21 protein-coding genes are annotated in these 15,853 nt (G+C 65.5%); 6 read left to right on the top strand and 15 right to left on the bottom strand.

The genetic code is table 11. From position 1 onward, the window contains the following. The first annotated feature begins 305 nt into the window (after positions 1–305). Positions 306–479 carry a hypothetical protein gene (locus tag VF662_RS12905; RefSeq protein WP_464141873.1) on the top strand — a complete coding sequence of 58 codons (174 nt, stop codon included), beginning with the start codon at positions 306–308 and terminating at the stop codon, positions 477–479. A 76-nt stretch (positions 480–555) separates the two neighbouring features. Here VF662_RS12905 and VF662_RS12900 read toward each other — a convergent pair whose 3' ends face one another. After that, the gene (locus VF662_RS12900; RefSeq protein ID WP_464141871.1) at positions 556–789 is read right to left on the bottom strand and encodes a WGxxGxxG family protein; all 234 of its coding nucleotides are present in this window, start codon (positions 787–789) and stop codon (positions 556–558) included. 208 nt (positions 790–997) lie between these two features. Between VF662_RS12900 and VF662_RS12895 the strand changes: the two genes are divergently transcribed. From VF662_RS12895 to VF662_RS12885, 3 genes are all read left to right on the top strand, one after another. Further along, complete coding sequence (locus VF662_RS12895) at positions 998–1,438, top strand: YsnF/AvaK domain-containing protein (RefSeq protein WP_464141870.1); 441 nt, start codon at positions 998–1,000, stop codon at positions 1,436–1,438. A 1-nt stretch (position 1,439) separates the two neighbouring features. Beyond that, positions 1,440–2,171 (top strand): YsnF/AvaK domain-containing protein, encoded by a 732-nt coding sequence (locus tag VF662_RS12890; protein WP_464141868.1) that lies wholly within the window; start codon positions 1,440–1,442, stop codon positions 2,169–2,171. An 86-nt stretch (positions 2,172–2,257) separates the two neighbouring features. Next, positions 2,258–3,136, top strand: a complete 879-nt coding sequence (locus VF662_RS12885; protein ID WP_464141866.1) for a YsnF/AvaK domain-containing protein — start codon at positions 2,258–2,260, stop codon at positions 3,134–3,136. 39 nt (positions 3,137–3,175) lie between these two features. On the opposite strand, the gene VF662_RS12880 is transcribed toward VF662_RS12885, so the two are convergent. The 4 genes from VF662_RS12880 to VF662_RS12865 all read right to left on the bottom strand — a co-directional run bounded on the left by VF662_RS12880 (position 3,176) and on the right by VF662_RS12865 (position 6,670). Further along, positions 3,176–3,646 (bottom strand): hypothetical protein, encoded by a 471-nt coding sequence (locus tag VF662_RS12880; RefSeq protein WP_464141863.1) that lies wholly within the window; start codon positions 3,644–3,646, stop codon positions 3,176–3,178. 101 nt (positions 3,647–3,747) lie between these two features. Further along, positions 3,748–4,479, bottom strand: coding sequence for a sterol desaturase family protein (locus VF662_RS12875; protein WP_464141875.1), 732 nt, complete (start codon positions 4,477–4,479; stop codon positions 3,748–3,750). 179 nt (positions 4,480–4,658) lie between these two features. Continuing rightward, positions 4,659–5,993, bottom strand: a complete 1,335-nt coding sequence (locus tag VF662_RS12870; RefSeq protein ID WP_464141861.1) for a DNA-packaging protein — start codon at positions 5,991–5,993, stop codon at positions 4,659–4,661. A gap of 11 nt (positions 5,994–6,004) precedes the next feature. Continuing rightward, positions 6,005–6,670 (bottom strand): hypothetical protein, encoded by a 666-nt coding sequence (locus VF662_RS12865; protein WP_464141859.1) that lies wholly within the window; start codon positions 6,668–6,670, stop codon positions 6,005–6,007. Between the two features lie 217 nt (positions 6,671–6,887). On the opposite strand from VF662_RS12865, the gene VF662_RS12860 reads away from it, so the two are divergent. Beyond that, positions 6,888–7,100: a hypothetical protein gene (locus tag VF662_RS12860; protein ID WP_464141857.1), complete on the top strand. Its 213-nt coding sequence runs from the start codon at positions 6,888–6,890 to the stop codon at positions 7,098–7,100. A 76-nt stretch (positions 7,101–7,176) separates the two neighbouring features. Here the strand turns inward: VF662_RS12860 and VF662_RS12855 are convergent, their stop codons facing one another. The 6 genes from VF662_RS12855 to VF662_RS12830 form a co-directional block, all read right to left on the bottom strand. Beyond that, positions 7,177–7,440, bottom strand: coding sequence for a DUF6894 family protein (locus tag VF662_RS12855; RefSeq protein ID WP_464141855.1), 264 nt, complete (start codon positions 7,438–7,440; stop codon positions 7,177–7,179). A gap of 323 nt (positions 7,441–7,763) precedes the next feature. Next, on the bottom strand, positions 7,764–8,048 hold the full coding sequence (locus tag VF662_RS12850) for a hypothetical protein (RefSeq protein ID WP_464141853.1): 285 nt from the start codon (positions 8,046–8,048) through the stop codon (positions 7,764–7,766). Between the two features lie 206 nt (positions 8,049–8,254). Continuing rightward, complete coding sequence (locus VF662_RS12845; RefSeq protein WP_464141851.1) at positions 8,255–8,386, bottom strand: hypothetical protein; 132 nt, start codon at positions 8,384–8,386, stop codon at positions 8,255–8,257. Between the two features lie 105 nt (positions 8,387–8,491). Beyond that, entirely contained in the window at positions 8,492–8,758 is a 267-nt protein-coding gene (locus VF662_RS12840; RefSeq protein WP_464141849.1) for a Txe/YoeB family addiction module toxin, read from the bottom strand. Next, positions 8,755–9,024, bottom strand: a complete 270-nt coding sequence (locus tag VF662_RS12835) for a type II toxin-antitoxin system Phd/YefM family antitoxin (protein WP_464141846.1) — start codon at positions 9,022–9,024, stop codon at positions 8,755–8,757. The genes VF662_RS12840 and VF662_RS12835 overlap by 4 nt, the downstream gene beginning before the upstream one ends. A gap of 527 nt (positions 9,025–9,551) precedes the next feature. Further along, entirely contained in the window at positions 9,552–10,367 is an 816-nt protein-coding gene (locus tag VF662_RS12830; protein WP_464141843.1) for a hypothetical protein, read from the bottom strand. 348 nt (positions 10,368–10,715) lie between these two features. On the opposite strand from VF662_RS12830, the gene VF662_RS12825 reads away from it, so the two are divergent. Then, a complete protein-coding gene (locus VF662_RS12825; protein ID WP_464141841.1) occupies positions 10,716–10,913 on the top strand; it encodes a hypothetical protein in 198 nt (65 codons plus the stop codon). On the opposite strand, the gene VF662_RS12820 is transcribed toward VF662_RS12825, so the two are convergent. The 4 genes from VF662_RS12820 to lptF all read right to left on the bottom strand — a co-directional run bounded on the left by VF662_RS12820 (position 10,910) and on the right by lptF (position 15,769). Beyond that, positions 10,910–11,179, bottom strand: coding sequence for a hypothetical protein (locus tag VF662_RS12820; protein ID WP_464141839.1), 270 nt, complete (start codon positions 11,177–11,179; stop codon positions 10,910–10,912). The two genes, VF662_RS12825 and VF662_RS12820, sit on opposite strands and share 4 nt — an antisense overlap. A 780-nt stretch (positions 11,180–11,959) precedes the next feature. Then, positions 11,960–13,462, bottom strand: coding sequence for a lipopolysaccharide biosynthesis protein (locus VF662_RS12815; RefSeq protein WP_464141836.1), 1,503 nt, complete (start codon positions 13,460–13,462; stop codon positions 11,960–11,962). Beyond that, positions 13,459–14,553 (bottom strand): LPS export ABC transporter permease LptG, encoded by a 1,095-nt coding sequence (gene lptG, locus VF662_RS12810; RefSeq protein WP_464141834.1) that lies wholly within the window; start codon positions 14,551–14,553, stop codon positions 13,459–13,461. Before lptG ends, VF662_RS12815 begins: the two co-directional genes overlap by 4 nt. 4 nt (positions 14,554–14,557) lie before the next feature. Then, positions 14,558–15,769 (bottom strand): LPS export ABC transporter permease LptF, encoded by a 1,212-nt coding sequence (gene lptF / locus VF662_RS12805; protein ID WP_464141832.1) that lies wholly within the window; start codon positions 15,767–15,769, stop codon positions 14,558–14,560. Positions 15,770–15,853: the final 84 nt, after the last annotated feature.

The following is a 15,853-nucleotide window of genomic DNA, read 5'->3' as shown; positions in this document are numbered from 1 at the left end:
TAGACGAGCTTGGGCGGCTTGCCCGGCCGCGGCGTATAGCCGCAGGATGGAGTGCTGCTGCAGCCATTGTAGCCGTTCGGTTTCGGCGCCGCCGGGTAGCCCGAACCGCCCGCAAGCGCCGGGCTTGCAAGGGCGACGCCTGCGAGAAGGATTGCGAGCCGCATGGTGATCTCCCTGTTGGAACGATTGCCCCCGCCCAACACTCGATGGTGTACGCCTCGTCAACCACGAGTCAACGCGCTCCGAGTCCCGATTCGGGACATCTATGGGGCGGAGAGCAGCCAAAACTTAAGGGGGAGTGCGCCGTGCGTACCAAGCTTAGTACATGCGAGAGGAAGGTCCGCTTCGGCTCGGCTGCGGAAGCGGATGCGGCGGCCGCCCGCGCGGCGCTCCCGCTGCGCGCTTACCGCTGCGACCGCTGCCGCTGGTTCCACCTGACCAGCCGAACCAAGGGCAAGCGGGTGCCGCGACCGGATTAGTTACCCGCAGGCCTGCTTATCTTTGAAAAGGGAAGGGGCAGGAACTCCCTGGCGGTTGCTCCTGCCCCAGGCGTAATTAGTGCTTGCGGGCGTCGACGTGGATGTCGCGCTCCTGGCGCTTGCGCCCGAGCAGGCCGGCCAGGCCGAGGAGGCCAAGAAGACCCCAGGGGAAGTCGTTGTCGTCCTCTTGCTGGGAGCGGTCGACATATTGCGTGTTGGCGGGATCGGCAGCGTCTTGCGCGAAAGCGGTGGCGGGGGTCAGCGCGAGCGCGGCGGCCGCGACGAGTGCGGCTTTGAATTGGGTACGCATATCATCCTCCTGTTGTTTACTCACCCATGGTTTGGGGGCGCTGGCGCAACGGGCAGGCGCAGCGTCCGTTCCGTCAAAACGGTCCGTGAGCTCCAAGCAGCGCCGCCGGGCAACCGATTGGCGCAAAGCGAAAAAGACGTGGAACGGCGCGCGGGTAAAATGGGTTAGGACCGCGCAATCACCTGAACAATCTTGAATAAGGGGCGCAATGGCCGGACCGGAGGAAGTCGCAGCGATTCCGCTTGTCGAAGAGCGGGTCTCGGTCGCCAAGCGGCAGGTCGAAGCCGGCCGGCTGCGGGTCCGCATCTCCGTCGAAGAACGCGAGGAACTCGTGCCCGTCGAGCTGGCGCACGACGAGGTGGAGGTCGAAAGGATCCCGAAGAACCTGCCGCTCTCCGAGCTCCCGGGCGTCCGTCTCGAAGGGAATACGACGATCATCCCGGTGGTCGAGGAAGTGGTGGTGGTCGAGAAGCGGCTGGTTCTGGTCGAGGAAATCCATGTGCGGCGGAAGACCGCCATGGCGACTGAGGAAATACCGGTGACGATCCGGTCCGAGACCGCAGCCGTGGAACGCGACGGCGGCGCTGCGGCCGTCCGGCAGCCGGAGCCCGCGCAGCCGGAACCCGCGCCGCCGCCGAGGGTGATCTGAGATGCCGAGGGTCGTCACAGCCCGCTACGAGAGCGAGCAGGCCGCCGAGCAGGCGCTGGAAGTGGTCGGCGCCGAGGTGACGCTCACCGATTCCGCGATCGTCAGCCAGGGCCCGGCCGCATCGTTCACGCTCGACAGCCTGGACCTCAGCCGAGAGGAGCGAGCGCTTTGCGAGCAGCAGCTGAAGCGCGGCGGCTTCCTTCTGGTGGCGCAGGTCGCCAGCGATCGGAACGCCGAGGCGGCGCTCCGCGTGCTGCGCGGAATGGCGGGCAAGAGCGATGCGCAGGCAGGGCCGGCCGCGGCCGCCCCTGCGCCGGCCATGCCTCAAGCGGGCGCCGCTCAGGAAGAGCGGATACCGATCGTCGAGGAGGAGCTCCGGATCGGTAAGCGCGAGGTGCTCCGCGGCGGCGCGCGCGTCCACACCTTCACCAGCGAGACCCCGGTGCGGGAGCAGGTGGAGCTCGCCGAGGAGCATGCAAGCGTCGAGCGGCGGCCGGCCAACCGCCGGTTGACGGAAGAGGAAGTGATCAGCGGCGGCCTCCTTCAGGAGCGCGTGATCGAGGTCAGCGAGATGCGCGAGGAGGCGGTGGTCTCGAAGGAAGCATTCGTCCGCGAGGAAATCGTCGTCAGGAAAAGCGTGGAGCGGCGCACCGAGCAGATCGAGGAAACCGTGCGCCGGACCGAGGTGGAGACCGAGGAGCTCGGGAGCACCGGCGAGGTTCGGCCGCGCTGAGGCGGCAATAGAGGTTGCGGGATCGCGGCGCCCGGCGCCGCTTTTCCGCCTCGAGTAGAGCGGGGAACCACCAAGGAGAGTAGCTTATGTCCCGGACAGTAACCGCATTGTACGACACCAGAGCCGAAGCAGAAGCCGCGCGGCAGCGGCTGACCACCGCAGTCGATGTCGAGCGCGTGAAGATCATCGACCAGGATTCGAACGGCTCGGGAGGGTCCGGGAGCGGCTCGCTGAGCAATCTCTACATGACGAACGAGGACCGGCATGCCTATGGCGAGGGGCTGCGGCGCGGCGGCTTCCTCCTGTGCGCCGAGGTCGACGGGGGCGAGGATCCGGACGAGATCGTGCGGCTGCTCGAGGAAAGCTCGAGCGTCGATCTCGACCGGCGCCAGGAAAGCTGGCGGAGCGAAGGCTGGGCGCCCTATGCTGCCAGCGGCGGCACCGGCAGCGGCCAGACCCAAGCCACTGGGACGAGCGGAAACGTGGTCGAGGAGCAGCGCATCCCGGTCGTCGAGGAAGAGCTTCGTGTCGGCAAGCGTGAAGTGTCGCGGGGCGGCGCCCGCGTCCGCTCCTACGTCCGGGAAGTGCCGGTGCAGGAGCAGGTGACGCTCCGCGAGGAGCATGTGCAGGTCGAGCGCCGGCCGGTGAGCGAGACGGTCAGCACGGCCGACGCCGCCGCTCTCCTCCAGGAGCGGACGGTCGAAATGCGCGAAACGGCCGAGGAGGCCGTGGTCCAGAAGGTCGCCCAGGTGCGCGAGGAAGTGGTTGTCAGCAAGACTGCCGAAGAGCGCACCGAGCAGATCGAGGACACGGTGCGCCGGACCGAGGTCGACGTCGAAGGCGCTGCTTCGGAAGGCCAGGGCCGCTCCGCGTTCAGCGGCTTCGGCGGCGATGCCTCCGCCGGCGGCGGCACGGGCACCGACACCAACGTTTCCGAGTTCGAGCGGAACGGCGAGCGTCGCTAGAAGAGGGAGCGGGCCGCCGTCGCGCGGCCCGCTTCGTTTCTACTCGGGGACGACCAGCCCCAGCAGCGCACCGACGAAGAAGGCGATCAGCAAGGCGGCGCCGGTCATCAGCACGAACCTCCTCCACCAGCGCGCCTGTTCGTCAGCGTCGCCAGCGCTTTCCCGCCGCGGCGTTGCGGCGGCAGGCTGGGGCCGCGGCGGCCGGGCCGCACCGTCGGCAGGCCCTCCGAAATAGACATGGCCGCTCGCCGCGTCGCCCGCCGGAGCGGCTCCGGGGGAGATCGCCGGCTCGGCAGCCTTCGTCGCCCGTCCCGCAAGGATACCGCTCGCCGCCTGCACATGCTCGGGCGGCACCTTCGCCGTCAGGACGACGCCGCCCGATCCGCCGAGCGCGCCGCCCGGTGCCGCCTGCACCTTGATCGCGCCGGGCGGGATTCCGAACGCTTCCAGGCGGCGGCCCGCGGCTTCTGCTTCGCCGAGGCTTGGGAAGGTGCCGGCAATGGTACGCATCTGCTAGGGTCTTCCGTGAAACGGGCGGCGGGCACCAAGCCTCGCCTCCGCTCTAGAAGCCCGCAAAGCCGTCCCGGTTCCACCGAGCCGGATTCAACGGCTTACCCCTCGCCGCGCTTCCGCGGATGCCCGGTCGCAACGCCGCCCGACAGCCGCGCCACGTGCGGATAGCGCTCGGCGATTTCCGGCGTGTAGCCGAGGTTGAAGACGGTCTCGCTCTTCTTCGGCCGCTCGGGCCGGTCGTAATGGGTGCCGAACAGCTTGTCCCAGAAGAAGGTGGTGATGCCGTAATTGCCGTTCTCGTCGTGGAAATGGTGCGCCATGTGGCGGCGCTTCATCTCCGCGAGCCACTTCGATTTCGGCTTGTAGGCGAGGTGCTGGATGCAGTGGCAGAATTCGTAGAAGCAGGTGGTGAGCAGCCCCGTCGCGAACGCGATCGCGGCCGTCCCCACCGCCGCCTCCGGCCCCGCCCAGGCAAGCCCGATCGCATAGCCCACCGGCGCCGTCGCAAGCGCGATCGTCGGAAGCGTCGTGTGCAGCGCTCCGAACAGCACTTCGAGATGGTTCGGGTCCTGGTGGTGGTCGTAATGGATCCGCTTCCAGGTCGAAGCGAGGATCGGCACCTTGAACATCCAGCGGCTGTGAAGCACCCAGCGGTGGAGCACGTACCAGACGAGCGGGTAGATGAACGTCGAAACGAGGATCGTCACCAAAGTCGGCGCGATCGGCGCCGGCCGCCACGCATAGCCGCCGATCGCAACCGCGCTCAGCAGCACATAGGCGATGATCGCCGGATATTGCGCATAGGCGACCACCAGCTCCTTCAGCGTCATCTTGTCCAAATGATGCTCCCGCCGCCAGAAGCTCGGCCGGATCGATTGTGCCAGTTTCACGTCTAAGGTCCTCGAACTGCTCGGATTTCGCCGGATGCCGGCCTGCTACGCCTTAATATGTGTCCGCGTCATGAATTCGCAATAAGGCGGTTTTGCGGCCCTGTCGCGCTCCACCCGCGCTAGAGCAGCCGCACGCGCGGCTCCGGCCGCTGCTTCAGCAGGAGCTCGGTCAGCGCCCAGATGCAGGCGTCCGCCCGGTCCGGGCTCCGTCCCGGCCCGTGATAGGCCCCGCCCGCGGTCAGCCCGGCCAGCTGGTCCTCGAGCTCCGGGAAGTGCCCCGCCAGCCGTGCGGCGCCGGTCTCGAACCGCGCCGCCACCGGCTCCGCCCGGGCGCTCTTGCCCCGGCTTGCGCTCACCAGCGTCACCGGCAGGCGCGGATCGACGCTTCGAAGCACGCTTTCCACCATGTCGCCGCCCATATTCTTCTCGGCGATCACCCGGTCCGCCTCCCACAGGTCCGCAGCCCGCGCCGCCGCCCGTGCCCAACCTTCGGGCGAAAGGCCGGAGACGGTGCAGTCGGCAAGCACATAGCCGGTGCCGTCCTCCCCAAGCCCGCACACCACGATCCCGCACGCATCCCCGTCGGCCGAAGCCGGCGGATCGACGCCCACCACGATCCGCCGCAACGCCCGCTCTCCGCCGTCGCCCGGCGCAATCGCCGGAACCCGGCACCCCTCGATCAGCGCCCGGCTCCAGAGCGCCCCCTCCACATCCTCGATCAGCTCGCCCCAAAGCTCCTGCCGCCCAAGCCGGGTCCCGCCGTAGATCGCCTCCATCTCCGCCGCGAAGCAGTTCGGCAGATGGAGGTTCTCAGCCGTCCGCCCGCCTCTTTCTTCCGTGTCCGGCATCGCCTTGATCCGGGTGAGGAGCGCCATCGGCTTCGGCGTCGTCGTCACCAAAGTCCGCGGCCGCTCGCCGCATCTCAGCCCGAGCTGCAGATTGTCCCATGCCGCCTCCGCACGGGTCCATTTCGCAAGCTCGTCGGCCCAGGCGAAATGATGCTCCGGCCCGCGCAACTGCTCCGGCGCCGCGCCCGAATAAGCGAAGGCCTTCGCGCCCGAGGAAAATTCAAGCAGGCCCCGGCTTGCGATCCAGCGCGGCGCCTCGCCCGTCTGAGCGACGCTCAATATGCCGCTCGGCCCCTCCACCATCACGCTTGCGACGTCGGCGAGGCTCGCGCCCACCAGTGCGATCCGCGCCTCCGGATGTTGCCGGGCGAGCCCGCTCACCCATTCGGCGCCGGTGCGGGTCTTGCCGAAGCCGCGGCCGGCCATGATCATCCACACCCGCCAGCTGCCCCCCGGCTCCTGCTGGCTGCCATGCGCCTGCCATTCCCATTCCTCCGCGAGCGCGCGGATGTCGGCGGGGGAGAGGCGGTCCAGCACCCGCGCCCGCTTCGCCGGCTCCGCATGCTCCAGCGCGATCAGCAGGCTCCGGAGGTCGGGACGGGACAAGCGGCCGCCCCTCATCCCTCCGATCCCGGAAAGCGGATCCCCAATATCCGCATCGCCTTTTCCAGCCGCGCCCGCGCCGTCTCGATGTCCGATCGCTGCGGCCGGCCGGGCCGCCGTCCGACGCTCCCGTCCTTCCGCCGCCAGGCGGTCAGCAATTGCAGGCTCCGGTCGAAATCCTTCGCCGCCCCCGCCGCGTCCTGGTCGGGCGAGACGCGGTAGGCCCGGTGCGCCGCCCGTCGCTGCGCTACCAGCTCGGCCTCCAGCGCGAGGTAACCGGTCTCGAGCGCCGCCTGCCAGCCCTCGGCGAACAGGGGGTCGCTCGCCAGATGCTTGTCGACGGTCGACGCGCAGACGCCCGCCGCCGCGGCCGATGCGGTCGCATCGCAGGTGGCCGCGAAATGCGCCAGGAACCTCTCCTTCCGCTCCCGCGTAAAGCGGATCCGCCGGGTCCGCCTCTTCTGCAGCTTGCGGCCGTTGCCGGGCGCGATCAGCACCGGCGCGCTGCTCTTCGCCATCGCCTCGTCCCAGGCTTCGGCGAAGGCGGGATCGCGCTTCCGAAGCCGGTAGAATGACGATGCCGCCACTCCCGCCGCCTTCGCCGCCTCCAGCACATGCGCCCCCCGCTCCAGCGCCTCCACGAACGCCCCCAGCGCCCGCGGCTCGATCCTCTTTCCCATCCGTCCCTCCCGCAAAAGAAAGGCCGGAGCGGCAATGCCGTCCGGCCTCATGGTCCCCGTCAATCAAAGAGCTGTTTCGCGCCCCGGCCGAAGCGCAACGAAGGCGCCGCCTTCCGTCCCCGATCGGGACTGCCGAAACTGCCCGATTGAACCGAGCCGCATGTTGGCGCTTTCTCCCGCCGCGCCCTTTCCTCGGGGCGCATCTGAGGAGAAGAACATGCGTAATCTCGGCAGCAATGAAGTGAGCTTCGTGGCCGGCGGCCGCGGCGGCGGCGGAGCCGGCGGCGATCGCGGCCAGGGCACGTCCAGCAGCGCGACCAACAACAATAACCGTCCGCTCGCCAAGAATGCCGGCGGCGGCCCCGGCAACAGCGGCACTGGCGACAAGAACAGCGCCGGCCTCGGCGGCGGCGGCGTCGGCCCCCGCTAAGCGCGGGCTTCCGCTCGAACGAGGGGCGGCTCAGGCCGCCCCTTTTTTGCGTCTACGTCGCCTGCAAGGTCCGGCGCTAGTCCCTGGGCCGGCGGTGGTGCTTGGTCAGAACCTCGACGGCATCGAGGAACGGCACCGTCATGACGAGCTGGCGGTTTTCGTCCTCGATCTCGACGAACGAAGCCATGTTGATCTGGCCATGCTTCAGTTCTTCGGCCATCACGTCCCGCAGCCCCACGATCGCCGCCCGCCGCGCAGCCTCCACGTCGTGATATTCCGAGCCTTCCAGGTCTTCAGCGAACAGCTTCCCGTCGCTGACATGCAGATAAAATCGCGGCATGGCCTCCCGAGCGACTCACGGCTTCGGTTGTTCCACCGGCTCCTGCTTCACGAGCGCCCGCCCCCGCTTCCCAAAAGCGCTGCCCGTCATCCATGAAATCGAGAGCCCGCGTCACGGACCAGCGGGTTAGTCGATGCCAGTGCCACCGGATCCCCAGCTATCGAGATTTTCCGATCCGTCTCCATGCCGCTTGTGCCCGCTTATGCCACGGATGACGAAGAACACGATCAACAGCAGGAAGGCGACAGCGCCGCCACCGATGGTCACACCTCTGAAGCCTAGCAAGAATGTGGCGTATATGTAGCTTACAAAGCCAGCAGAGATTAGCCGAATAGAGCGCGGTTGCGACGGCGCGCTGCGCCAGTGGCACGCAGAAACACCGGATCGGTGAAGCCAGCCGTCATCTCGCGGAACTCTTCGACAACGTCATCGAGGAGCGGAAATGTGAGATACGGGTTACGCCGCTTCGCTGCTTGGAAGGCCAAATCGGCTTCTCCGACCAATGTAGCTAACAGCAGCCACGTCTCTCCATCGCTGGGTGACCCGTGCCTCAGAATATCCTGAGCCTGTTTCAAATCACCTTCCGCATCCGCAAGGCCGCTGGTCACTCCGGCTTCTCCACCGGCTTATGCTTCACAGAGCCATCACAGCGAGTAGCGAGAGGCCGAGCAAGGCTAAGCCCCAAGGCCAAGCGCCAATGACGGTGCAGCGTGTGCAGCGTTCATACATTCCGGCCTCAAGGATCGGTCTTCCGCAACCCTCGCACGGTTCGATCACTCGGGCTTCTCGACAGGCTTCTGCTTCACCAGCATGCTTAGTTGTTCTGCCAAGAACCAAGGCAATCCATCATCGGTGCAAACCAGGCCTCGTACCCCACCCCCAACGCAACCAGCGCGGCCAGCGAAACCACAAGTGCGGCTCCTACTTTGAAGGTGCGGTCGCTCATCACCGGCCTTGCTCGGTTAGATCCAGCTTCACCAGCTTCCTCACCTGAATTCGCCGCTCGTCATCGTCACACTATAGCACCGGCCATCGCCGCTTTCGTCTGAAATCAGTAATGGAAGCGGCACTGGGCTATTTCGAGGCGCTGATCCTCGCCCTTTCCCTCCACGCGGTAGACCAGCCGATCATCCTGGCTAATCCGGCGCGACCACCAGCCTTGGAGGCCGCCCTTCAAGGGCTCCGGCTTTCCAATCCCCTTGAAAGGTGTCCGCCTGCATTCCCTGATGATGTCGTTCAGCCTCTGGAAGGTCTTGGCGTCCGTGCCGTGCCAGTAGAGATAATCGTCCCAGGCGCTATCGGACCACAGGAGCTTCACGCCGCGGCTTCACGCTCCGTCACCAGCTCCCGCTCGGTCCCTCCACCGTTTTCGAGCTGACGAATGGACTCGCGCAGCCGCTCCGCATTGGCCGGCGTGGACAGGAGGTGCATGGTCTCCTCCATCGCATTCCAGTCTTCCAATGAAACGACGACGACCGCCTCTGCCTTCTGGCGCGTGATGACGACATGGGTTCGGTCGTTCACAACCCGGTCCATCACCCCTTTTAGGTTCGCGCGGGCGTCCGAATAGCTCACAACGTCCATGGCATCCTCCGTCACCGCCAGATGGTTATGTACAAATATCTGTACAAGCGCAAGCTGAACGGAGCGTGAAAAACACGGTGTCTGTCGTTGCCGCCAATGCAGACTATCTCCCAGCGCCATTCCCCGTGGTCTTGATCCAGCCGGCGGTGGCGAGACATCGCCCAGTATGTAGATGTTTGCTGCGATTTTTACGGCTTGTTAACTGGTTGTATATAGAATCCCTTTAGATTCGCCCTTGCCTCGCATGAGAGGGATGGCGCATATGAGGCAAGCGCCCACCTCTCGACATGAAAGGTTGAGACAATGGGTGACCTGATGGCGTTCTTTGCGAACGCTGTGACGGTCGCGACTGGGCTAGCTTTGGCCTATCGCCTCCTGCGCCGCCATAAAGAACAATAACAGAAGACAAGAAGCCCCGCTAACTCCCTCCCGGGTGGCGGGGCCTTTTTGCGCTTTGGGTTTCGTTGCGTCCGCATCGAGGATGCTAAGCAATCCCTCAGCTCCTCCTCAACCAAGGTGGCTTAAGGCTAATCGGACGACCCACTGATGGTGACCTTCGTTCCTTTGGTACTGATCTGTACCTCCGGCTCAATCCCATACACTAGCTGGAAGATCACGGTTGCGGCGGAAAGCCATGCAATCCGCTCCTCAACGGCCCATTTGGACGTATTTCGAGGGAGGCGGTCAATGAGTCCGAGGAGCATCTTGTCCAGGAGCGGCTCGTCTCCTCCATTTGAGTTGCCACCATTGTCGTTGGGCCGGGACTTCGTTTCTTCCTGCGGTCCCTGAGCGTCGGTAATCCCGGGCTTTACGAGCCGGTTGCGGCCTTGCTCGAAAAACGCTGCCTGTTCCGCCGAGCGCTCTAGAACCTGTCGAGCGCGGGACTTTTGCTTTGGTGCCACCCCCGCAGCCTCGATTGCACGTTCTAAGGCAGCTGCGGGCGGAAGTACGCCGCCTTTGTGCTGCTCGTATATCTTTTCAAATAGAGGCACGTTGAGAAACGCGTGGACCCTGGCCGTTCGCTGGCGGAGCGGATCAACGATCATCTTGCCCAGATCGGTCAGCCGGTGATTGCCGTCGTGACTTTCGATAACGCCGAACAAGCGAGCGGCTGAGACACGCACCCTGAAACCGCTACTCTTTGGGCTCAATCCAAGCCAAGGAGCGAGTTGGCTATCGTCACACTCGCCGCCGCCTACCTGCGAATGGATTGCTTGAACTAGCTGCTCGACGTCTGCCAAATCCGCATATGGAAAACCGATTGTGGAACGCTGACGCGGATCGTTGATATCGCCTTCTTCAGCGACATCCGGGTCCTGCGACGAAGGTTGATCCAGAACCATAACCCCACTCCTTATCCAAACAAGGTTGGAAAATAGGTGCTAATTCTACTCTCGTTATCCAGATTTAGCAAACCAACATCCCTCATTAGATTCGCGACAATCCACAGGTTTCGCATAACGGGGGGATTGACGGTTGGCGGCGAAAGAGTCATGGCGTGGTGAACAGCTAAGGGCCGCCCCTGAACACCGCCTGCGAAACGGGTAGTCGCGCCAGGTTAGGTCGTGGTGGTCCGTAGGCGCCCTAGCCTGCAACCGACCATCCGGGATCGAGCCCCGGATGAGGGACCCTCTGCGCGTTCTACGCCAGACGCGCAAGAAGGCAACTAAGGCGTGAACAGGGGTCGGTAGATGACCGAACAGGAATACTGGGGCACATTAAAGGGCTGGGGCTTTAGCAACCCGCGCCGGCTCACCCCTCGCACCTTTTCAATGCTGAACCGGGACGCGGACCCCTGCCACATTCCAGATCCTGCCCCGTTGTCCCATGAAGAGCGGGAAGCGGCACTTCACATTGTTAAGAAGCTGCACGTCTCGCTGGACAGTTAGGCGTGCTCAAGCTCGAGCTTAGCGCACTTCTCGACCGCCGTTTCGAAACCCGGAGCGATGGGTTCATCGTCTTCCCATTCAACGCGCACGTCCGCACCATAGCGCTCCTTCACCAGATCGACGATCAGGTGGGGAAGCTCCTCGTGAAGCTCCTCGAAGGTGCGGCCCATTGCGAGAAGGCCTTTGAGGTCGTGGCTGAACGCCGCGAGCAGCCCGGTCTCGGAATGCCTCTGATAAGACAATCGGATCATATGTGGGACTGACATTGACATTCTCCTAAGCGTCTAGATGGACATGTGCGCCGAAAGTGTCAAATTTGAGTTCAGACGACGGTGCCGCTTCTGAAACCCGCTGTTGATGACGTTGACGGCGCGATCCCCATCGCGATGGTTGCGGCTGCTCCATCGCCGGTCGAACTCTGCTCCTGAAAACCCTGCTCGTCATCGTCATATTCCCGCTTGGCGCCACCGTCTCCTTTTTGAACTGAGTGTCGGAGGGCGAGGCGGAGCGATTTCGAGGCTCTGATCCTCGCCCTTTCCGTTCACGCGGTAGACCAGCCGATCATCCTGCGTAACCCGGCGATCACCAGCCTTGGAGACTGCCCTTATCAACGCTGTTAGTCCTAACCGAACGGCGAGAGGGTCCACCAATCCGGCTTCTCCACGGGCTCCTGCCTCGGCGACTGGCCTGTTCTACAAAGAAACGAGACAGTCCATCATCGGCGCAAACGAGGCCTCGTAGCCCAGCCGAACCGAAGCATAACCGCGGCTCTATTTTGAGGGTGCGCTCGCTCATCACAGGCCTTCCTTGTTGGGTCCAGCTTCGCCAGCTTCCTAACCCGCTCCGAGATCCATGCCGTCCTCCTCCCACCCCAGCCCGCCAGCGGCTCCGCGGGCCCTGCCGAAGGTAAACTGCGGCCGGAATTCGGTCGCACTTCCGGAGCTTGGCAAAGATGTACCACATCAGCGTGACGCTGTCAAGAAAAGATTCCAGATAGGATAGCGGCTGCTTGCCCGGTCAGCCGGAGCGGGTGACTGGAAGATACCTCAAACCAGCCGCAGCCGCCGCGCCAGGCCGCCGAGCGCCTCGCGGTCGGAGCGGACGAGGCCGAAGCGGAGGGTGGACCAGCTGGTGAGGGCCCAGAGCAGGAGCACAAGGGCGAAGCGGACGGGGCCGCGGGCGAGATAGGCGGCGAGCGCCATCAGCGCGACGCCGGCAAGCGAGACGGCGAGGTTGCGAAGCAGCTTCGCGTCGAAGGGCGAGAGGCCGTCCGAGATGCGGAGCTCGATCGTCGCGGCCGACGCGATGACGAAGGTCGCCGCGGCGACCGCGATCACCATGCCCATCGCGCCTGAGCGCGGCACCAGCAGGAAGGCGAGGAAAGCCCAGAGCGCGGTGCCGGCGAGGCTGTTGAGGGTGGGGAGCGCGCGGTGGCCGATCATCTCGATGACGGTGGTCGCGGGGCCGACGACCGCTTCGATCGCGCGCGCGGCGACGAGCACGTAGAGGAGCGGGAGCGCGGCCATCGCTTCCGGCCGGTAGACGCTGAGGATGTCGGGGCCGGCGAAGACCAGCAGCCCGCCGAGCGGCACGACGAGGGCGGCGGAGACGCGGCAGGAGAAGCGGTAGAGCGGTGCGACCGCCTCCCGGTCCGCACGCGCCTGCGCCGAGGAGAGTGGCCCGAGCACGTAGCCGAAGGCCTGGCGGACGATCAAAGGCACGGTCGAGATCTTCCTCGCGATCTCGAACAGGCCGGCGGCGGTGGCTCCGCGCGCGCCGGGGAGCATGAGGTTGAGCGCGACTGGCGGGCCGTCGATCAGGAAGCGGCGCGCCATCGCGGCCGGGAGGAGGCCGAGGCCGGTGGCGAGGAGCTCGCGCGCGAGCGGGCGGCCGACGGGCGCGCGGAGGAGGAGCTTCAGCCGGTAGTAGCGCGAAATGAGGGGGACGCAGAGCGCCGCCGTCAGCGCGAGCGAGCAGAGGTGCGCGGCGATGAGGCCGAAGCTGTCCATGCCCGCCGCGAAAAAGCCGAGTGCGAACAGGATGCGGGCGATCTGCTCCCAGAGGATGCGGAGTCGGATCTCCGGGCCGAAGGCGCGGCGGGCGCGGGCTGCGGAGGTGGCGACCTCGATGAAGGTCCAGAGCGGCAGCGCCCAGACGAAGAAGGCGATTGCGGTCGGGAGCGAGGCGCGGTCTTCGGCGGCGGTGGAGAAGAGGCTGGCGACGCTTTCCGCGTTCAGCGACACGAGGAGCGCGATCGCGGTTGCGGGGAGGACGGAGACGAGAAGCGAGAATTTTACCGCGGCGTGGGCGCGGGTCTCGTCGTCGATGCCTGGGACGACGCGCTGGAGCGCGACCGTCATCGACAGATCGACGATGTTGGAGACGAGGTTCACCGCGCCCCACAGGACCACGTAGATGCCGTAGCTCGCGAGGCCGAACAGCCAGACGAACAAGGGCTGGGCGACGGCTTCGATCAGCGCTCCGGCGCGGGCGAGGCCGGCGAGGCCGGCGCCCCTGGCGACGTCGCCGCGCGTGACCGGGTCGCTCACTCCTCGGTCCGAATCAGCACCGCCTCGCCGATCAGGAGGAACAGGACGAACGGCGCCCAGGCCGCGAGCGCGGGCGGATAAGCGCCGAAATTCCCCATCGCCAGCGCGAAATTGTCCGCCACGAAATAAGCAAACCCCAACGCCATCCCCAACACCACACGAAGGAAGAGCTGCCCGGATCGCGCGAGGCCGAAGGCAGCGACGCCGGCGAGGAGGGGCATCAGAAGCACCGAAAGAGGGCCTGAAACCTTGTGCCAGAGCCCTGCCTCAAGGGCCGAAGTGGGGCGGCCGGCGGCCTTCATCTGATCGATTGCGTCCTGGAGCGCCCGGAAGTCCTTCTGGTCCGGATCGACGTTCGAGAGGGTGAAGCGGGTCGGATCCACGCCTTCTCCAAAGATCACGGCCGGTATCCGCGTCACGCGGGTGTTCGTCACTTCAAACCGCTCGACATCCTCCAGCAGCCATGCATCGCCTTGCGAGCGGCCGCTTGTGGCGGTGAGGATCGACATCAGGGTGCCGCCGCTGCGGTCGTAGATCCTGACGTCCCGGAGCCGCGTTCCCGTGCCTCGGCCGCTGACGAGGCGGGCGAAGATGAGATCCTCGCCGTGCCGGACCCAGACATTCTGCGACGTCCGGCTTTCAGGTGGCATCGGGCCGTAATCCACTGCCTCCCACGTATCGAGCGTCGCAATGGCGCGCGTGACGATCCGTTCCTGGAAGGCGAAGGTGACGGCGGCAATGGCGATGCTTGCAACCACCAAAGGCGCAACGATCTGGTGGGCGGAGATGCCCGCCGCCTTCATGCTGACGATCTCGCTGTTCTGGTTCAGCGTCGCAAGGGTGATTAAGGTCCCAAGCAGCACCGCGAAGGGCAGGAAGCGAGAGACGAGCTGGGGCACACGGAGCGACACATATTGCCACAATTCCGCATCGCCGTTCCCCGGATGGCGAAGGATCTTGCCGCTTTCGCCAAGGAGATCGAGCGTCTGGAGGATGATCACCAACGCGGCGAGCACCGCCAGGCTGCGGAGCACGAACAGCTTGGCAAGGTAGAAAGCCAGCCGCTTCGAAGGAAAGAAGTGCAGGTTCATCGGCTCAGGACGGCTGCGCCCGGAGGCGCTGCGGCAGCCGTAGGATACGGCCGATGCCCTTGCCCAGCTTCGAGAAGACCCGCTCGAGCGCCCCGATCGGCTGGCCGCCGGGCTTGTAGGCGAGCGTCCAGTACATCCAGAAGATGAGCAGTGCGAACAGAGCGAACGGCACCCACAAGGCGATCACAGGATCGATGCGGCCCTGCGCCCCCATCTGCTCGGCATACTGGTTGATCTTGTGATAGGTGACGATCATCACGATCGAGACGAAGATGCCGAGCCCCGACGTACTTCGCTTCGGAGGCACGGCCAGCGCCACCGCAAGCAGCGGCAGAAGCAGCATCATCGCCACCTCCACCATCCGGAAGTGGAAGTTCGCGCGCGTTGCATCCCGGAGCTTGTCGGGGAGCTTGGCGAGGCGCCCGTGGCGCACAAGCTCCGGAATGGTAAGCTCTTCATTGCCGCTGCCGCGAGCGCGGAAGCGTTCGGTGCTGGGCAGGTTCACCGGGATGTCGTGGCTGGCGAAGCTCAGCGCCCGCGGCGTTCGGTAATTCGGGGCATCGTGCACCATCCGGCCTCGCGTGAGGCGGAGGATGATCGTGTCGGGATCGTCGGTGGCGAGAAACTGGCCGAGGTCGGCGGTCGCGACGAGCCAGCGGCCGTCCTTGCTTTCGGCGCGGATGAAGACCTGGTGGAGGTGCCGGCCCTCATCGTCGGTCCGCTCGACGCGGAGCGTCATCCGCCGCCCGAGATTGTTGAACTCACCGACCTTGATGGAGGCTCCGAGCGCTCCTGAGCGGAGGTCAAAGCGGAGGCCTTCGTAGGCGTAGCGCGCCTTCGGCTGGACGAAGCCGACGATCGCGAGGTTGAGCGCAGCCAGAGCGATTGCGAACAGGTACGGCACGCGCAGCAGCCGCCCATAGCCGAGCCCCACCGCCCGCAAGGTGTCTAGCTCGGAAGACAAAGCCAGCTTCCGGAACGCGAGCAGCACGCCGAGCATCAGCCCGATCGGAATGCCGAGCGACAGATATTCCGGGATAAGATTGGCGAGCATCTGCCAGACGACGTTGACCGGCCCGCCCTGGCGGACGACGAAATCGAACAGCCGCAGCATCTTGTCGAGCAACAGCAGCATTGCCGCGAGGGTAAGCGTCGCGAGCAGCGGCACGAAGATCAGCCGCGCCAGATAGCGGTCGATACGGGTCCCGAAACTCAACTTTTGGACGCCCCTTGAACATATTTTGGCCGCAAGCTTCAGCCATTTGGCTTGCATGGGGGCTCATTGCAACGAGGCCATGCG

The organism is Allosphingosinicella sp., from assembly GCF_036387215.1.
Classification (GTDB): domain Bacteria; phylum Pseudomonadota; class Alphaproteobacteria; order Sphingomonadales; family Sphingomonadaceae; genus Allosphingosinicella.
The sequence above is the reverse complement of the archived record's forward strand: the minus strand, read 5'-3'. Positions and strand labels throughout refer to the sequence as shown.

Bases quoted from the DNA above. Each gene is read 5' to 3' on its own strand.
- VF662_RS12855 (WP_464141855.1), bottom strand. From the start codon at position 7,440: ATGCCGCGATTTTATCTGCATGTCAGCGACGGGAAGCTGTTCGCTGAA.
- VF662_RS12885 (WP_464141866.1), top strand. From the start codon at position 2,258: ATGTCCCGGACAGTAACCGCATTGTACGACACCAGAGCCGAAGCAGAA.
- VF662_RS12890 (WP_464141868.1), top strand. From the start codon at position 1,440: ATGCCGAGGGTCGTCACAGCCCGCTACGAGAGCGAGCAGGCCGCCGAG.
- VF662_RS12880 (WP_464141863.1), bottom strand. From the start codon at position 3,646: ATGCGTACCATTGCCGGCACCTTCCCAAGCCTCGGCGAAGCAGAAGCC.
- VF662_RS12825 (WP_464141841.1), top strand. From the start codon at position 10,716: ATGACCGAACAGGAATACTGGGGCACATTAAAGGGCTGGGGCTTTAGC.
- VF662_RS12835 (WP_464141846.1), bottom strand. From the start codon at position 9,024: ATGGACGTTGTGAGCTATTCGGACGCCCGCGCGAACCTAAAAGGGGTG.
- VF662_RS12820 (WP_464141839.1), bottom strand. From the start codon at position 11,179: ATGTCAGTCCCACATATGATCCGATTGTCTTATCAGAGGCATTCCGAG.
- VF662_RS12865 (WP_464141859.1), bottom strand. From the start codon at position 6,670: ATGGGAAAGAGGATCGAGCCGCGGGCGCTGGGGGCGTTCGTGGAGGCG.
- VF662_RS12875 (WP_464141875.1), bottom strand. From the start codon at position 4,479: ATGACGCTGAAGGAGCTGGTGGTCGCCTATGCGCAATATCCGGCGATC.
- VF662_RS12860 (WP_464141857.1), top strand. From the start codon at position 6,888: ATGCGTAATCTCGGCAGCAATGAAGTGAGCTTCGTGGCCGGCGGCCGC.
- VF662_RS12830 (WP_464141843.1), bottom strand. From the start codon at position 10,367: ATGGTTCTGGATCAACCTTCGTCGCAGGACCCGGATGTCGCTGAAGAA.
- VF662_RS12895 (WP_464141870.1), top strand. From the start codon at position 998: ATGGCCGGACCGGAGGAAGTCGCAGCGATTCCGCTTGTCGAAGAGCGG.
- VF662_RS12900 (WP_464141871.1), bottom strand. From the start codon at position 789: ATGCGTACCCAATTCAAAGCCGCACTCGTCGCGGCCGCCGCGCTCGCG.
- VF662_RS12845 (WP_464141851.1), bottom strand. From the start codon at position 8,386: ATGAGCGACCGCACCTTCAAAGTAGGAGCCGCACTTGTGGTTTCGCTG.
- lptG (WP_464141834.1), bottom strand. From the start codon at position 14,553: ATGAACCTGCACTTCTTTCCTTCGAAGCGGCTGGCTTTCTACCTTGCC.